Annotated in this window: 12 protein-coding genes and 1 tRNA gene; 7 read left to right on the plus strand and 6 right to left on the minus strand. The window is 64.0% G+C overall.

All coding sequences use genetic code 11. The annotated features are described in order from the left end of the window. Positions 1-38: 38 nt before the first annotated feature. On the minus strand, positions 39-824 hold the full coding sequence (locus tag FJW10_RS04930) for a DUF1499 domain-containing protein (RefSeq protein ID WP_140835387.1): 786 nt from the start codon (positions 822-824) through the stop codon (positions 39-41). Positions 825-906: 82 nt separating this feature from the next. Beyond that, entirely contained in the window at positions 907-2,535 is a 1,629-nt protein-coding gene (locus FJW10_RS04935; RefSeq protein WP_140898847.1) for a fatty-acid--CoA ligase, read from the minus strand. A gap of 190 nt (positions 2,536-2,725) precedes the next feature. Between FJW10_RS04935 and FJW10_RS04940 the strand changes: the two genes are divergently transcribed. Next, on the plus strand, positions 2,726-3,082 hold the full coding sequence (locus FJW10_RS04940) for a hypothetical protein (protein WP_140676672.1): 357 nt from the start codon (positions 2,726-2,728) through the stop codon (positions 3,080-3,082). Between the two features lie 106 nt (positions 3,083-3,188). After that, positions 3,189-3,578, plus strand: coding sequence for a DUF427 domain-containing protein (locus FJW10_RS04945; protein ID WP_140898849.1), 390 nt, complete (start codon positions 3,189-3,191; stop codon positions 3,576-3,578). A 190-nt stretch (positions 3,579-3,768) separates the two neighbouring features. Here FJW10_RS04945 and FJW10_RS04950 read toward each other — a convergent pair whose 3' ends face one another. From FJW10_RS04950 to ppdK, 4 genes are all read right to left on the minus strand, one after another. Further along, entirely contained in the window at positions 3,769-4,515 is a 747-nt protein-coding gene (locus FJW10_RS04950) for a polysaccharide deacetylase family protein (protein WP_140835384.1), read from the minus strand. Between the two features lie 136 nt (positions 4,516-4,651). Beyond that, positions 4,652-5,812 carry a glycosyltransferase family 9 protein gene (locus tag FJW10_RS04955; RefSeq protein WP_140898850.1) on the minus strand — a complete coding sequence of 387 codons (1,161 nt, stop codon included), beginning with the start codon at positions 5,810-5,812 and terminating at the stop codon, positions 4,652-4,654. A 197-nt stretch (positions 5,813-6,009) separates the two neighbouring features. Then, complete coding sequence (locus tag FJW10_RS04960; protein ID WP_140898852.1) at positions 6,010-7,113, minus strand: glycosyltransferase family 9 protein; 1,104 nt, start codon at positions 7,111-7,113, stop codon at positions 6,010-6,012. 340 nt (positions 7,114-7,453) lie between these two features. Beyond that, positions 7,454-10,141, minus strand: a complete 2,688-nt coding sequence (gene ppdK, locus FJW10_RS04965; RefSeq protein ID WP_140898854.1) for a pyruvate, phosphate dikinase — start codon at positions 10,139-10,141, stop codon at positions 7,454-7,456. Between the two features lie 215 nt (positions 10,142-10,356). Between ppdK and FJW10_RS04970 the strand changes: the two genes are divergently transcribed. The 5 genes from FJW10_RS04970 (at position 10,357) to FJW10_RS04990 (ending at position 14,662) form a co-directional block, all read left to right on the plus strand. Further along, entirely contained in the window at positions 10,357-10,701 is a 345-nt protein-coding gene (locus tag FJW10_RS04970; RefSeq protein ID WP_140835380.1) for a VOC family protein, read from the plus strand. Between the two features lie 101 nt (positions 10,702-10,802). Then, entirely contained in the window at positions 10,803-12,227 is a 1,425-nt protein-coding gene (locus FJW10_RS04975) for a phosphomannomutase (protein WP_140898856.1), read from the plus strand. A gap of 99 nt (positions 12,228-12,326) precedes the next feature. Continuing rightward, entirely contained in the window at positions 12,327-13,310 is a 984-nt protein-coding gene (gene gmd, locus FJW10_RS04980; RefSeq protein WP_140835378.1) for a GDP-mannose 4,6-dehydratase, read from the plus strand. A 95-nt stretch (positions 13,311-13,405) separates the two neighbouring features. Further along, a complete protein-coding gene (locus FJW10_RS04985; protein WP_246674117.1) occupies positions 13,406-14,362 on the plus strand; it encodes an NAD-dependent epimerase/dehydratase family protein in 957 nt (318 codons plus the stop codon). Positions 14,363-14,587: 225 nt separating this feature from the next. Next, positions 14,588-14,662: transfer RNA gene (locus FJW10_RS04990), tRNA-Gln, on the plus strand. Positions 14,663-14,677: the final 15 nt, after the last annotated feature.

The following is a 14,677-nucleotide window of genomic DNA, read 5'->3' on the forward strand; positions in this document are numbered from 1 at the left end:
CGGACGGAAAACCGCTTCACACTTTTCCGGGAATTGCTCTATTCGGCCGGCGCCGGGCCGACCTGCCCGGCGACCTGCTGGTCGAGTTCGCCGAGGAAATCCGTGATGCGGGCGGCGTTGTCGCCGAGGTCGTAGCGGCCGTAGCGCGAGGCCGAGCGCATGTCGACGATGACCTGCTCGCCGTCGTCGGTGACGCGGATGGCGACGTCGGCCGGCAGTCCGAGCACGAAGCCCTTGGCCAGCGCATTGATGGTCGCCTCGCTCTGACCGTTGATGTCGGGATAAGGTGCCGTCAGCTGCCAGTCGCGGCGGTCGAGCACGGTTTCGACAGCGTCGACGACGGTTTCGAAAGGCAGGTTGTAGCTGCGCCCGCTAACTAACGGATAGGCGGCGGCCTGCAGACTCTGTTCGCCCGGGGTGGGCGGCGATAGCTCGTTCATGTCGGCGGTGCGCTCGCTGGTGTCCAGCACCGGCGGATCGTCGAGATCGGTCGAGATGTCGCGCAGCGGCGGATAGATCGTCGCCCAGTAGACGGCGACGCCGTAGGGCGCCAGCACCAGAAGCGCCAGCAGCGCGCCGATGCTGAGATCGCGGCCACCGCGATCGCCGAAACTCCAGACCCTGGACAGACCGAGACCAGCCAGCAACAGGGCAAGCGCCGCCAGCAGCGCCACGACCGCCAGCACCCACAGGAAAGGCGGTGTGTCGACGAGACCCAGCCTGTAGGTGGCAATGACGGTGAGCAAAAGGACGAGGGAAAATGCCCCGATCCGCCGCGACCAGCCGGCCGCCCTCGACGTCTGCCGTTCAGGAATAGATGCCATTCTGTGCCGTGTCGTCCCAACCCGGGCCGAGAGTTAGCGGTTTTTGACGCCGGCTTGAAGCCGAAAGATCAAACATTTTTGGTCAATCCGTCGGCAGGCGGTAATCCTTGAACTGGTCGCGCAAGGTAGTCTTCTGGATCTTGCCAGTGGCGGTGTGCGGAATTTCACCGACGAAGGCCACGTCGTCGGGCATCCACCACTTCGCCACCTTGCCGCTCATGAAGGTGAGGATGTCGCCCTTGCTCGGCTCCCTGCCGGGCTTGCTCACGACGACCAGCAAGGGCCGCTCGCCCCATTTGGAGTGCGGGATGCCGATGGCCGCCGCCTCCGCCACGTCCGGATGGCCGACGGCGAGATTCTCGAGATCGATGGTCGATATCCATTCGCCGCCGGACTTGATGACATCCTTGGCGCGATCGGTGATCTGCATGTAGCCGCTGGCGTCGATATGGGCGACATCGCCGGTGTCGAACCAGCCATCGGCATCGAACTGCTCGGCGCCGGCGCCGCCATAATAGGCGCGGGCCACCGCGGGGCCGCGCACCTTGAGATGTCCGAAGGTCTTGCCGTCCCAGGGCAGCGCGTTGTCGCTGTCGTCGGTCACTTTCATTTCGACGCCGAAGGGCGAAAAACCCTGCTTGCCCTGGACATCGAGCCGCGCCTCGCCAGTCAGCGTCTCATATTGCGGCTTCAGGGTGCAGAGCGTGCCCAGCGGCGACATCTCGGTCATGCCCCAGGCATGCACCACCTGCACATCGTAGTTGTCCTGGAACTTGGCGGTGATGGCGCGCGGACAGGACGCGCCGCCGATGACGACCTTCTTCAGGTAAGGCAGCTTCTTGCCGGTTTCCTCAAGATATTGCAGCAGCATCATCCAGACGGTCGGCACGGCGGCGCTGAACGTCACCTTCTCGATGTCGAGCAGCTCATAGATCGAGGCGCCGTCCATTCTGCAGCCGGGCATCACCAGCTTGGCGCCGATCATCGGTCCGCTCTGGCCGAGACCCCAGGCATTGGCGTGGAACATCGGTACGACAGGCAGGATCACATCCCGGGTGGATATGCCCATGGCGTCGGGCATGGCGGCCATCATGGCGTGCAGGACGTTGGAGCGGTGGCTGTAGAGCACGCCCTTCGGGTCGCCCGTCGTGCCCGAGGTGTAGCACATGCCGGCGGCGGTGTTCTCGTCGAACGCCTTCCAGGCAAAGGCGCCATCGGCCTCGGCCAGCCATTCCTCATAGGCGACGGCATTCGCCAGCGACGTTTGCGGCATATGCGCCCGGTCGGTCAGCACGATCACCTTTCTCAGCGACCGGATTGCGCCGGCGATCTTTTCCAGGAGCGGCACGAAGGTCAAATCGACGAAGATCGCCTTGTCCTCGGCATTGTTCATGATCCAGGCGATCTGCTCGGGAAAAAGCCTCGGGTTGAGCGTGTGATAGATCGCGCCGATGCCCATGATGCCGTACCAAGCCTCGATATGGCGGGCCGTGTTCCAGGCAAGGGTCGCGATGCGGTCGCCGAGCCTGAAGCCGTCACGCTCCAGCCGCTGCGCCGCCTTGAGCGCCCGGTGATGGATTTCGGCGAAGGTGGTGCGCACGATCGGGCCTTCGATCGAACGCGACACGACCTCCCTGCCGCCGTGCTGGCGTTCGGCATGGTCGAGCAGCTTGTGGCAAAGCAGCGGCCATTCCTGCATCAATCCAAGCATACGTTCCTCCCCTTTGCGCATTCGCGTCGTTTGTTTCACGCATTGTGGAACGAACCGCCGGTTTGTCCAGCCACCATAAGTCGAAGCCCGTGGATGGATCGAAGAACCGGGAAAACCGCCATAATCCGGCCATCGTCGCCGTTAAGTTTCATTAACGGGCTGGGTGAGATTGGCGAATGGAGTGGTTCGCATGGACGCGCAGCTCGACGATAAGGCCCTCGAAAGCACGCTTGCCGAAAGTCTGGACGTTCTGACGCCGGACACCAAAACAGTTTCCGAAGATGAATTTGCCGAAGTCGTCGGCGGCGCGCTGGAGGCCGTCGGCGGAACGTTGCTGTTCAAGATGCGCGTCGAAAACGGCGCCGAGGGCGAACATGTCGCCGCGGCCTGCATCGGCAACGCCGACAATCGTCAGTTCCTGCTGCTGACGCTGCCGACCAGCGGCGGCGCGCTGAAGGTCGAAACCGCGGCGAGAAGCACCAATCCGGTTGCGGGCATTGCCGCCGCCTATGCCAGCCTCATGGATGCCTTCAAGACGGCCGCCTGACGGCTGCGTGACAGACATTCAATGAATGGTGATGACACCTCGCGCCGCGCGGGCTTGCGCGACGCGCTTGTCCGACACATGTAAATCTCCCCCAAGGAGACCATTCATGGACAAGCTCGCCAACCCCGCCCCCGGCTTCCAGCGCAACCCGGACAAGGCGATCACCGTCGAACCCTATCGCGGCAGCGTCATCGTGCGTGCGGGCGACACCGTCGTCGCCCGGTCAACCCGGGCCAAGGTGCTGTCGGAGCCGCCCTACGCGGATGCCTTCTACATCCCGTTCGACGACATCGATTTCAGCAAGCTGGCCGCCACCGAGCACTCGACGCATTGCCCGTACAAAGGCGATGCCAGCTACTGGAGCGTCCGTGAAGCCGGCGAAGTCGGCGAAAATGCAATGTGGGCTTATGAGACGCCATTCGACGAGATGGCCGAAATCCGCAATCACGGCGCATTCTATACGAGCAAGGTAACGGTCGAAGCTGAGCCGGGCTGAGCCTTTGTAGGCCCGCCAGAGGCGCCTTGAGGTTCAGGTCAGGCCGAGCCGAGAAAATGAGTTCCGAGAATCGGCCTACGCCGGCCGTAGCCTTAACTGACGTGCCATTCATGAGTGCTTCGGCTGGCGAGGGCCGGAAGCGCAGGAGTTCGCTGTTCGCGGGCCGCCCTCACCTGAATATCATGGCAACTCAGTCCGTCGTGCCGTCGTTGCCTATGCCCTCGGCATCGTCGAGGCGCACGAAGGTCATGCCCTTCTGCTTCAAGGCGAGCAGCCCCTGAACCACGCCCTCGCCGGCGGCATGGGTCGGCTGGTTGATGTGGGCGATGATGACGTCGCCGTCCTTGGCGGCGCCGATGCGGCGCGCCGTTTCCTTCGCGCCGAGCAGCGAGCCTCCGTCGCCATTGACCGAGAAGCCGGCGATCTTGAAGCCCAGCCTGCGGATCATGGCGATCGCCGAGGGGCTGTATTCGGCGGTCGCGCCGCGAAACCATTTTGGCACGGGCCCGCCTGCGCCGGCTAAGGCGGCGGCGCCGGTTTCAACCTCGGCTTGCACGGCGGCCGGGCTGCCGGCGCTGCGGATGCCGTAGATCTTCTGCGGCGTATCGACCGCCGGAATGTGGCGGCCGCCGTGGTTTTCCAGTTCGAACAGATCGGGGTGCGCCCGCATGATCTCGACGGCTTCGGCGTTGCGCTTCAGCCAGATGCCGGTAACAAAGATCGTCGCCGGTATCCTGTTGTCGACGAGCGCCGAAAGTATCCTCGTGTCGGTCTTGCCGCCGCAGGCATCGAGCGTCAGCGCGACGCGCCCGCCGCCGATCTCGGCGCCCTGCGGCTTCACATGCAGTGTCGGCTCGAGCAGCGTCGCGGCATTGCCCGCCGACGCCGCGAACAGCGACAGTGCCATCGCGCAAAGGGAATTTCGAAGCACGCCCATCATTCGTTCCAAACCGGCACGTTCGGGCATTCTCCGCGCCGCGCCAACAAAACTTGCCTCTACAAAACCCGCATCTAGGCGAAAATCAGGACGGCAAACAGCGCAAAAAGCAGCAGTCGCGAAAATTTGCTCTCGCTTAGACCGCGGCCTCCAGCACCAACTCGGTTCGCGCCAGCAGCTGGAGCACGGCATCGACGACCGTGTCGACCTCCAGGCGCCAGGCGCAGCACGCCTTGTTGGGGTCAGGCCGTTCGCACAGGTCACCGCCGATGCAATCGCAAGGCATGGCCGGGCGCACCGCGATGCTCGACACGCCGACCGGTCCCCAGTGGACCGGGCTCTGCAGGCCGAACAGGCCGACGACGGAAGTGCCGACCGCGGCAGCCATGTGCATGGGGCCGCTGTCGTTGCCGAGAAACAGCCGCGCCTGCTTGAACAGCGCCGGCAGCGTGTCGAGCGGGAGCGCTCCGACCAGATTGACGATCGGCGTTTTCGCAGCCGCCAGGATCTTTTCCACCACCTCGTTCTCGTCCGGGCTGCCGACCAGGGCGACGTCCAGACCTGTCTCAGCCGATATCCGGTCGATCGCGGCGGCAAAGCGCTCGGGCTGCCAGCGGCGCCCGGGGAAGCTTGCACCGGCATGCACCGCGACGAAGGCGTTCGGCCGAAGGTGGAACTTGTCCAGCAGGGCCAAAGCTTTCGTCGTCTCGAACGGCAGCGGCCGAATGTCGGGATCCCGCACACGCAACTCTATGCCAAGCGCCTCCAGCGGCGAAAGGTAACGATAGAGAAAATGCTGCTCGCCATAGCCGAACGGCTTTGCCTTGACATTGGCAGGTTGGCGCTCGAGCCAACGCGGGGGCCTTTCTGACGGGTGATATCCGACGCGAACCCGTGCACCAACCAGTCCTGAGATGAATCGCGACGTCTTCGTATCGGTGATGTCGATGACCATATCGAAATGGCCGCGGCGTAACTTAAGAAGCGTGAGAATAAGCTCCTGCGTGCGCCGCAGCGGCGTGCCGCGCATATGGGAACGGCGGAATGTCACGACCTCCGAGGCGATGTCGTTGGCCGTGAGGAGACCGGCGAAGCGGCCATCGCAGAGGAAGACGATGCGGACGCCGGGAAATTCGAGCTGCAGATTCCTCGCCAACGCGGAGGAAAGAACGAGATCGCCAATGTGCTTCGTTTGCAGGATCAGGATCGACCGGAGAGGGCCGGAGAGAAGCTGCGACACCCGTGTCCGGGCGCCGGACGGACCGGAGTCCACGAAGCTGGGCTGAGACGTCGACATGTGGAGCCGTCATGCGCTTGTTTCACGTGGCTCTCATATACAAGATGGCAAGATCGTGGACCAGAGCGACTCGCGCGCCGACGGGCGCCTTCCACCGTTTCACGGAAAAAGGCGAAGGGCCGCGCCCAACGTTTCATACCGTCCTGGGATTGGTCCAAAAGGCGCTACGCCGCCGACGGGCCACTTTCCGGCGAATGTCAGACCGCGGCCTCCAGGAGCATCTCGGTGCGTGCCAGCAGTTCGAGCGCAGCGTCGACGACCGGATCGACTTCCAGGCGCCAGACGCAGCATGCCTTGCTCGGGTCGGTCCGGCGGCACAGGTCGCCGCCGACGCAGTCGCAAGGCATGGATGGCCGCAACGAAATGCTGGGCACCCCGATCGGCGCCCAGCGAACCGGGCTGGTCAGACCGAACAGGCCGACGACCGGCGTGCTGGCCGCGGCCGCCATATGCATCGGCCCGCTTTCGTTGCCGAGAAACAGTCGCGCCTCCTTGAGCAGCGCCAGCAGCGTTTCCAACCGCAGCGTACCCGCCAGGTTGACGACTGGCGTCTTGGCCGCGGCCATGATCCTGTCGGTCGCCTCGCTCTCGTCCGGACCGCCGACCAGAACCACGCGCAGCCCGGTTTCGCGGACGATCCTGTCGATTGCCTCGGCAAAGCGCTCCGGCTGCCACCGGCGGCCCACGAAGCTTGCTCCGGCATGGATCGCAACAAAAGCGTTTGGCTGGATTTGGTGCCTGGCGAGCAAGGCCAGGGCGCGCGTCGTCTCGAAGGGCAGCGGGCGAATGGCCGGCGCCCTGACGCGCAGATCGATGCCCAGCGCCTCCAACGGAGACAGATAACGGTAGAGATAATGCGTCTTGCCAAATCCGAAGGGCTTCATTCTGACGTTGGCCGGTTGACGCTCGTGCCAGCGCAAAGGCCGCTCCGTCGGAAAATAACCGACCCTGACTGGAGCGTTGACCAGTTCGGAAATGATCCGCGAGGTCTTGGAATCGGTGATGTCGATGGTCATGTCGAAACGGTGCTGCCGCAATGTGCGCACCATGCGGAAGAGCTCGCGACCCCGCTCGAGCGGCGAGCCACGCATCTTGGCACGGCTAAAGGGGACGACCTCGGAAGCTATGCCATGGGCAGTCAGGAAGCCGGCGAAATGCGCTTCGCAAAGAAACACGATCCGGACGCCCGGATATTGAAGCTGCAGGTTCTTCGACAGCGCGGAGGCAAGCACGATGTCGCCGATGAACTTGGTCTGCAGGATCAGGATCGAGCGGTAAGCGGATGGGGAAATCTGCAACATGGGTTTTCCGACACAATAAATTCGGTGTCGGAAAGTCGCTTGAAACGGTGTCGAGATTCAGGGCCGTCACGCGCACGTTCGCGTGACATTGCATACAAAACCGTAAGGTATCCGAATGCCCCTTGAGCGCGCCGCGCTGAAACGAATTCAAGCGGCGCGCTTCAAGTCTTGCTTTGATGCATGTCGTTGCCCCAGAACCGCTGCGCACTTCTGGGCGACATGGTCTTTGCTTTGATGCATGTCGTTGTCCCAGAACCGCTGCGCACTTCTGGGCGACATGGTCTTTGCTTTGATGCATGTCGTTGCCCCAGAACCGCTGCGCACTTCTGGGCGACATGCATCAGGAGGCGCGTTTTGCCGCGCCCTTCGCCGCCGCCACGGCCGCCTGCGCGGCCGCCAGCCGGGCGATCGGCACCCGGTACGGCGAGCACGAGACGTAATCGAGGCCGACCTCCTCGCAGAAACGGATCGAGGCCGGATCGCCGCCATGCTCGCCGCAGATGCCGAGCTTAATGCCGGGCCGCGTCGCCTTGCCTTTTTCGGCCGCGATCCGCACCAATTCGCCGACGCCGTCGACATCGAGCGACACGAACGGATCCTGCTCGATGATGCCCTTCTGCCGGTATGTTTCGAGGAAGGAGGCCGCGTCGTCGCGCGAGATGCCGAAGGTGGTCTGCGTCAGGTCGTTGGTGCCGAAGGAGAAGAATTCGGCCGCCTCGGCGATGACATGGGCGCGGATTGCCGCGCGCGGCAATTCGATCATCGTGCCGGTCAGATAATCGATCTTGGTGCCGCTCTCCTGCATCACGCTCTGCGCGACCGCATCGATGCGCGCCTTGACATATTCCAGCTCCTTCACGAGGCCGACCAGCGGCACCATGATTTCCGGCACCACCAGCGCTCCGGCCTTGTGGCCGGCCTCGACCGCCGCCTCGAAGATGGCGCGCGCCTGCATCTCGGCAATCTCGGGATAGGAGACGGCGAGCCGGCAGCCGCGATGGCCCAGCATCGGGTTGAATTCGTGCAGCGCCTCCGTGCGCTGCCGGAGCTTGTCCGCCGATACGTTCATGGCGGAGGCGACCTCGGCGAGCTCGGCTTCGGTCTTGGGCAGGAATTCGTGCAGCGGCGGGTCGAGCAGGCGGATCGTCACCGGCAGGCCCGCCATGATCTCGAACAGCTCGAGGAAGTCCGAGCGCTGCATGGGCAGCAGCTTGTCCAGTGCCGCACGCCTGTCCTTCTCGGTGTCGGCCAGGATCATCTCGCGCATGGCGACGATGCGGTCGCCATCGAAGAACATGTGCTCGGTGCGGCAAAGCCCGATGCCCTCGGCGCCGAAAGAACGCGCCATGCGGGCATCGAGCGGCGTTTCGGCATTGGTGCGCACCTTCATGCGGCGCGCCGCGTCGGCCCATTCCATGATGGCGGCGAAATCGCCCGACAGCTCCGGCTGCAGCATGGCGACCGCCCCTTTGAGCACCTGGCCGTTGGCGCCGTCGATGGTGATGACGTCGCCCTTGCGGAAGGTCTGGCCCATCGAGAGCAGCGTGCCGGCCTTGTAGTCGACACGCAGCGAGCCTGCGCCCGATACGCAGGGCTTGCCCATGCCGCGCGCCACCACGGCGGCGTGGCTGGTCATGCCGCCGCGCGTCGTGAGGATGCCTTCGGCGGCATGCATGCCGTGGATGTCCTCGGGGCTGGTCTCGATGCGCACCAGGATCACCTTGCGGCCTTGCGCCTTGGCGTCCTCGGCATCGCTGGAGGAAAAAACGATCTCACCGGTGGCGGCACCGGGCGACGCCGGCAGGCCCATGCCTATGACATCACGCGCAGCCTTCGGATCGATGGTCGGATGCAGGAGCTGGTCGAGCGAGGCCGCATCGATGCGGGCGACCGCCTCATCCTTGGTGATCAGCCCGTCCCTGGCCATCTCGACGGCGATCTTCAGCGCCGCCTTGGCGGTACGCTTGCCGGAGCGGGTCTGCAGCATCCACAATTTGCCGCGCTCGATGGTGAATTCGAGATCCTGCATGTCGCGGTAATGCTTTTCCAGCCGGTCGGAGATGTCGACGAAAGCCCGGAACGCATCCGGCATCAGCTTCTGCAGCGACGGCTTGTCGGAGCCGGCGGCGATGCGCGCCGCTTCGGTGATGTTCTGCGGCGTGCGGATGCCGGCCACCACGTCCTCGCCCTGGGCATTGACCAGGAACTCGCCGTAGAGCTGCCTTTCGCCGGTCGAGGGATTGCGGGTGAAGGCGACGCCGGTGGCGGACGTGTTGCCCATGTTGCCGAACACCATGGCCTGGACGTTGACCGCCGTGCCCCAGCTTTCGGGAATGTCGTGCAGGCGCCGGTAGGTGATGGCGCGGTTGTTCATCCAGCTCGAGAATACGGCGCCGATGGCGCCCCAGAGCTGTTCGTTCGGATCCTGCGGAAAGGGCTTGCCGAGCTCTTCCTCGACTTTGGCCTTGTAAAGATCGATGACGCCCTGCCACTCTTCCGCCGTCAGTTCGGTATCGAGCTCGTGGCCGAGATTCGCCTTCTGGTCTTCGAGGATTTCCTCGAACACCTCGTGGTCGAGGCCCATGACGACGTCGGAGTACATCTGGATGAAGCGGCGGTAGCTGTCGTAGGCGAAGCGGGCGTCGCCGGAGTCGGCGGCCAGCGCCTCGACCGTTTCGTCGTTGAGGCCGAGATTGAGCACGGTGTCCATCATGCCGGGCATCGACGCGCGGGCACCGGAACGCACCGACACCAGCAGCAGCTTCGACGGGTCGCCGAAGCGGCGGCCGGCGATGCGGCCGATATGATCGAGAGCGGAGACGACATCCGCCTCGAGCGCGCCGGGATAGGTGCGGCCGTTGGCGTAATAGGCGTTGCAGACTTCGGTGGTGATGGTGAAACCGGGCGGCACCGGCAGCCCGAGGCTGCACATCTCGGCCAGATTGGCACCCTTGCCACCGAGAAGGTTGCGGTCGCCGGCACGGCCTTCGGCGGCGCCGTCGCCGAAGGTGTAAACCCACTTGGTCATGCTTGCCCTCCAGTTCGTGGAAGATAGAACATCCGGATGATTGCCTGGTTCCCCGCCGTCCCGACCCGAGCGATAGGATGCTGCAGTGCGAAAGGCAAGGCACCGGGCTAGCGGGCATCGCAACTACAATCGATTAAGCAAAAGCTGCGTCAAAAAGACTTGCGGGACGGGGCAGCGCAATATAGAACATAAAGAGAACATAGTGGAGTAGCGTGATGAAACTCAACGGAAAACTCGACTATCTCGAACTGCCGGCGACAGGCGGCTCGCTGGACAGCGTCAAGTCCTTCTACAGCGCCGCTTTTTCGTGGTCGTTCACCGACTACGGCCCGACCTATGCCGCCTTTGCCGAAGGGCTTGACGGCGGCTTCCAGGCAGATGCCGGCGAAGCGCCCGCCAAGCCGCTTCCGGTCATCTACTGCGAAAACCTCGAGGAAACGCTGGACGCGGTCGAGAATGCCGGCGGCGCCATCGTCAAGCCGATCTTTTCCTTTCCAGGCGGCAGGCGGTTTCATTTCACCGATCCGGCCGGCAACGAACTGGCTGTATGGGGACATTAGAAAAGACGCGGCTTTCGCGTTGTTTTTGCTGTTGACAGCCGGGGGGCCGCCGGGCTCAGTCCAACGAGCGGCGGCAATCTTCCAACAGCAAAGCAGAACTGATGAAATTCGGCTCAAGCGGCGTTCGGGGTTTGGCTTCCGAGTTGGTTGGGAGGCCAAGCGGGCTTTATACCGAGGGTTTCGCCCAACGCTTGCGGTCGACCGGGTTTCAGCAAGGCAAGGTCTTTGTCGGGCGCGATCTGCGCGACAGCAGTCCGGTAATTGCAAAGGACTGCATGGCGGCCCTGGCCGCGGCCGGCTTCCAGCCGGTCGATTGCGGCCCCATCCCCACACCCGCGCTTGCCTTTTATGCCCGCCTGCACGGCGCCGCGGCGCTGATGGTGACCGGCTCGCATATTCCCGCCGACCGCAACGGCATCAAATTCTACGGGCCGAAGGGCGAGATCGACAAGGCGGATGAGGCAGCGATTACCCATCATGTCGCTGAACTGTCGGACCAGTATCCGTGGCCGCCGACTCCCGCCGACTGGCAGACCGCCCATGAACAGGCGCGCGTGGCCTTCCGAGACCGGGTCGGCGGCATTCTCCCCCCTGGCGCCCTTTCCGGAATGAGGCTCGGCGTCTACCAGCACAGCACCGTTGCGGCGGCCCTGCTGGTCGAGGTTCTGCGATCCTACGGCGCCGATGTGATCCCCGTAGGCAAAACGGAAACGTTCGTGCCGGTCGATACCGAGGCCGTCAGCCCGGAAACGATGGCGAAGATGAAAGCCTGGGTGCGCGAATTCAAATTCGACGCCGTGCTGTCGGCCGATGCCGATGCCGATCGCCCTCTCGTCATCGACGACAAGGGCGAGTTGTTCCGCGGCGACCTGATCGGGCTGGCGACGGCGCTGTTCCTCAAGGCCGACATCGTGGTGACGCCGGTTACCTCCAATTCAGGCATCTCCGAGGCTTTCGGATTCAGCGTCAGGCGAACCAAGGTCGGGTCCCCGTTCGTCATAGCGGGAATGGACGCCGCGCGGCAGGCAGGCGGCATCGTCGTCGGCTTCGAAGCCAATGGCGGGGTTCTTCTGGGGTCGGACTGCCTGCTGAACGGCAGAGTTTTGTCCGCGCTGCCGACGCGGGATTCATTCTTGCCCATCCTGGCTGTCCTGGGCACGGCGGTATCGACGGGCAAATCGCTGTCGGGCCTGCGCGAGAGTTGGAACCTTCCGGTCTGTGCAAGCGAGCGGCTCGAGAACTTCCCTGTCGAGGCATCGCGCGGCTTGATGCGCAAGCTCGCCGACCGCGATGCGTTGCGGCAATTCCTTGCCCCCTTCGGCACCGTCGCGGACGTCGATGAGACCGACGGCCTCAGGGCGCGGATGAGCAGCGGCGAGATCATCCATCTGCGGCCTTCCGGCAACGCCCCCGAATTTCGTTGCTATGCCGAGGCCGCCAGCCATGACAGAGCGACCGAAATTGTGGCAATGGCGCTGGAACGGGCGCGGGACAGCACACTGACAGATGAATCAGAGGCGGTATAACGAAAGCAGCGTCGGCGGTTGCCGCAGGCCTGGGGCGCGGCCGGTTCGACAACAACGGGGGTGCGCGCGCCGCATCTCGCTCGATTTCCGAGAGCATCGATGACAAGGACGGCATTGATAACCGGCATTACCGGGCAGGATGGCGCCTATCTGGCCCAGCTCCTGCTTTCGAAGGGTTATAGCGTCCACGGCCTGGCGCGACGGTCGAGCACAGCCGACGTCAACACCGCGCGCCTGAAATGGCTTGGGATCGAGAACGACGTGCGGATCGTCGACGGCGACCTGACGGACCTGTCGGGTCTCACTCGAACCATGCGCGACGTAAGGCCGGACGAGGTCTACAACCTTGCCGCGCAGTCTTTCGTCAAATCCTCATGGCAGCAGCCGATCCTGACAGGCAACGTAACCGGTATCGGCGTGACGAATGTTCTCGAGGCGCTGCGTCTCGAAATCCCCGAGGCGCGTTTCTATCAGGCTTCGTCGTCGGAAATGTACGGTCTTATCCAGGAGCCGGAGCAGTCGGAAACCACGCCTTTCCATCCCCGCTCGCCCTATGCGGTGGCGAAGGTCTATGGTCATTGGATCACCGTCAACTACCGCGAGAGCTTCGGCCTGCATGCTTCGAGCGGCATCCTGTTCAATCACGAATCGCCGCTTCGCGGCATCGAATTCGTGACACGCAAGGTCACGGACACCGTCGCGCGCATCAAGAAGGGCCTGGCGACGGAGCTGCGCCTGGGCAACATCGACGCCAAGCGAGACTGGGGCCACTCCAGGGACTATGTCCGCGCCATGTGGCTGATGCTGCAGCAGGATCAGCCCGACGACTATGTGGTCGCCACCGGCAGGACCACGACGGTGCGCGACATGTGCAGGATCGCCTTCGAGCATGTAGGGTTGAAGATGAACGACCATCTCGTCATCGACCCCGATCTGTTCAGGCCGGCGGAAGTCGAAATCCTGCGCGGCAATCCGGCCAAGGCAAAGACGAAGCTCGGATGGGAAGCGACGATCTCCCTGGAAGAGATGATCCGCGAAATGGTGGACGCCGATCTGGCACGCCACTCAACCGTCAGGTGTTGAAAGGAAGCTCTTGCATCTATGGGTCGATGACTTGACGCGCCGTCTTTTGCCGCGCCTCCGCATGCGGACGACGCATCGTGGTTCGTGAGGCCGGCATGCGGATTTTGATGACCGGCGCCAACGGGTTCGTCGGCCCCTATGTGCTCGAAGCGCTGCGCAGCGTTTGCGGCCGCGAAATTGTCGTTGCCGCAACCTCCAAGGATGGCGGTCCGCATCCCGCTTTCGGCCAGGTCGAAGCGCTGGACGTGACAGACGCGGCTGCCGTCCAAGACGCGATCGCCCATCACCGGCCCACCCATGTCATTCATCTGGCGGCGGTCGCGGCCCTGGGTGCCGCCCAAGCCGATCCCCGCAACACGTGGCGCATTCATGTGGGCGGCGCGCTCAACGTGGCCAATGCCGTCCTCGCCAAGGTTCCGGACTGCTGGCTGGTTCATGTCGGATCAGGCCTGGTCTATGGCGAGAGCGCCAAGACCGGGCGGCCGCTCGACGAAAGCACGCTGCTTGCTCCGATCGACGACTACGCCGTGACCAAGGCCGCGGCCGACCTCGCGCTCGGCGCGCTTTCGCGCAGGGGGTTGAAGTGTGTCCGGATGCGCCCCTTCAACCATACGGGTCCGGGTCAGACCGAGGCATTTGCCGTGCCGGCCTTCGCCATGCAGATCGCCCGGATCGAAGCGGGAGTGGCCCCGCCGGTCATCCGCGTGGGCAATCTCGATGCGAGGCGCGACTTCCTGGATGCGCGCGACATCGCCAGCGCGTATGCGTACGCGGTCCTGAAGAGCGGCGATCTCGCCCCGAACACCATTTTCAATGTCGCATCCGGCGCGTCCTGGCGGATGGGAGACATCCTCGATCGGCTACTGGCCCGGAGCAGCGTCAAGATCGTCACGGAGCAGGATCCCTTGCGGCTGCGCCCGAGCGATCTGCCATGCATCGTCGGCGATGCGACCCGCGCCCGGACCCTGCTCGGCTGGGCGCCGGAGCATCCCTTCGAGAATACGCTTGCGGCCGTCCTCGAGGATTGCCGCGCGCGCGTGGCCCAGGCGTAGGATGCATCGCCTGCTTCCCTGAAGCCTGAGCTGAACGGCTCCCGCGCCAGCACAAGCGAGAAGCTGCCGCGCGGCGCGTGCGGCTCGATCCACCGCCGGGCGATCGGGCGATGAACTGGCCGGGAATGGCGGCCCGCGTCGCTGCCGATTTTAGTTGATCTCCCGGCATTGAGCTTTGCTTCGCCTCGTCCTATAAGGCCGCGCGCAGCGGGCATGCCCGCATGCTGGGGCGTCGCCAAGTGGTAAGGCATCGGTTTTTGGTACCGACATTCCCAGGTTCGAATCCTGGCGCCCCAGCCACCGTCAAGCAGATCT

Source organism: Mesorhizobium sp. B4-1-1 (assembly GCF_006439375.1).
In the GTDB taxonomy this organism is placed as follows: Bacteria; Pseudomonadota; Alphaproteobacteria; order Rhizobiales; family Rhizobiaceae; genus Mesorhizobium.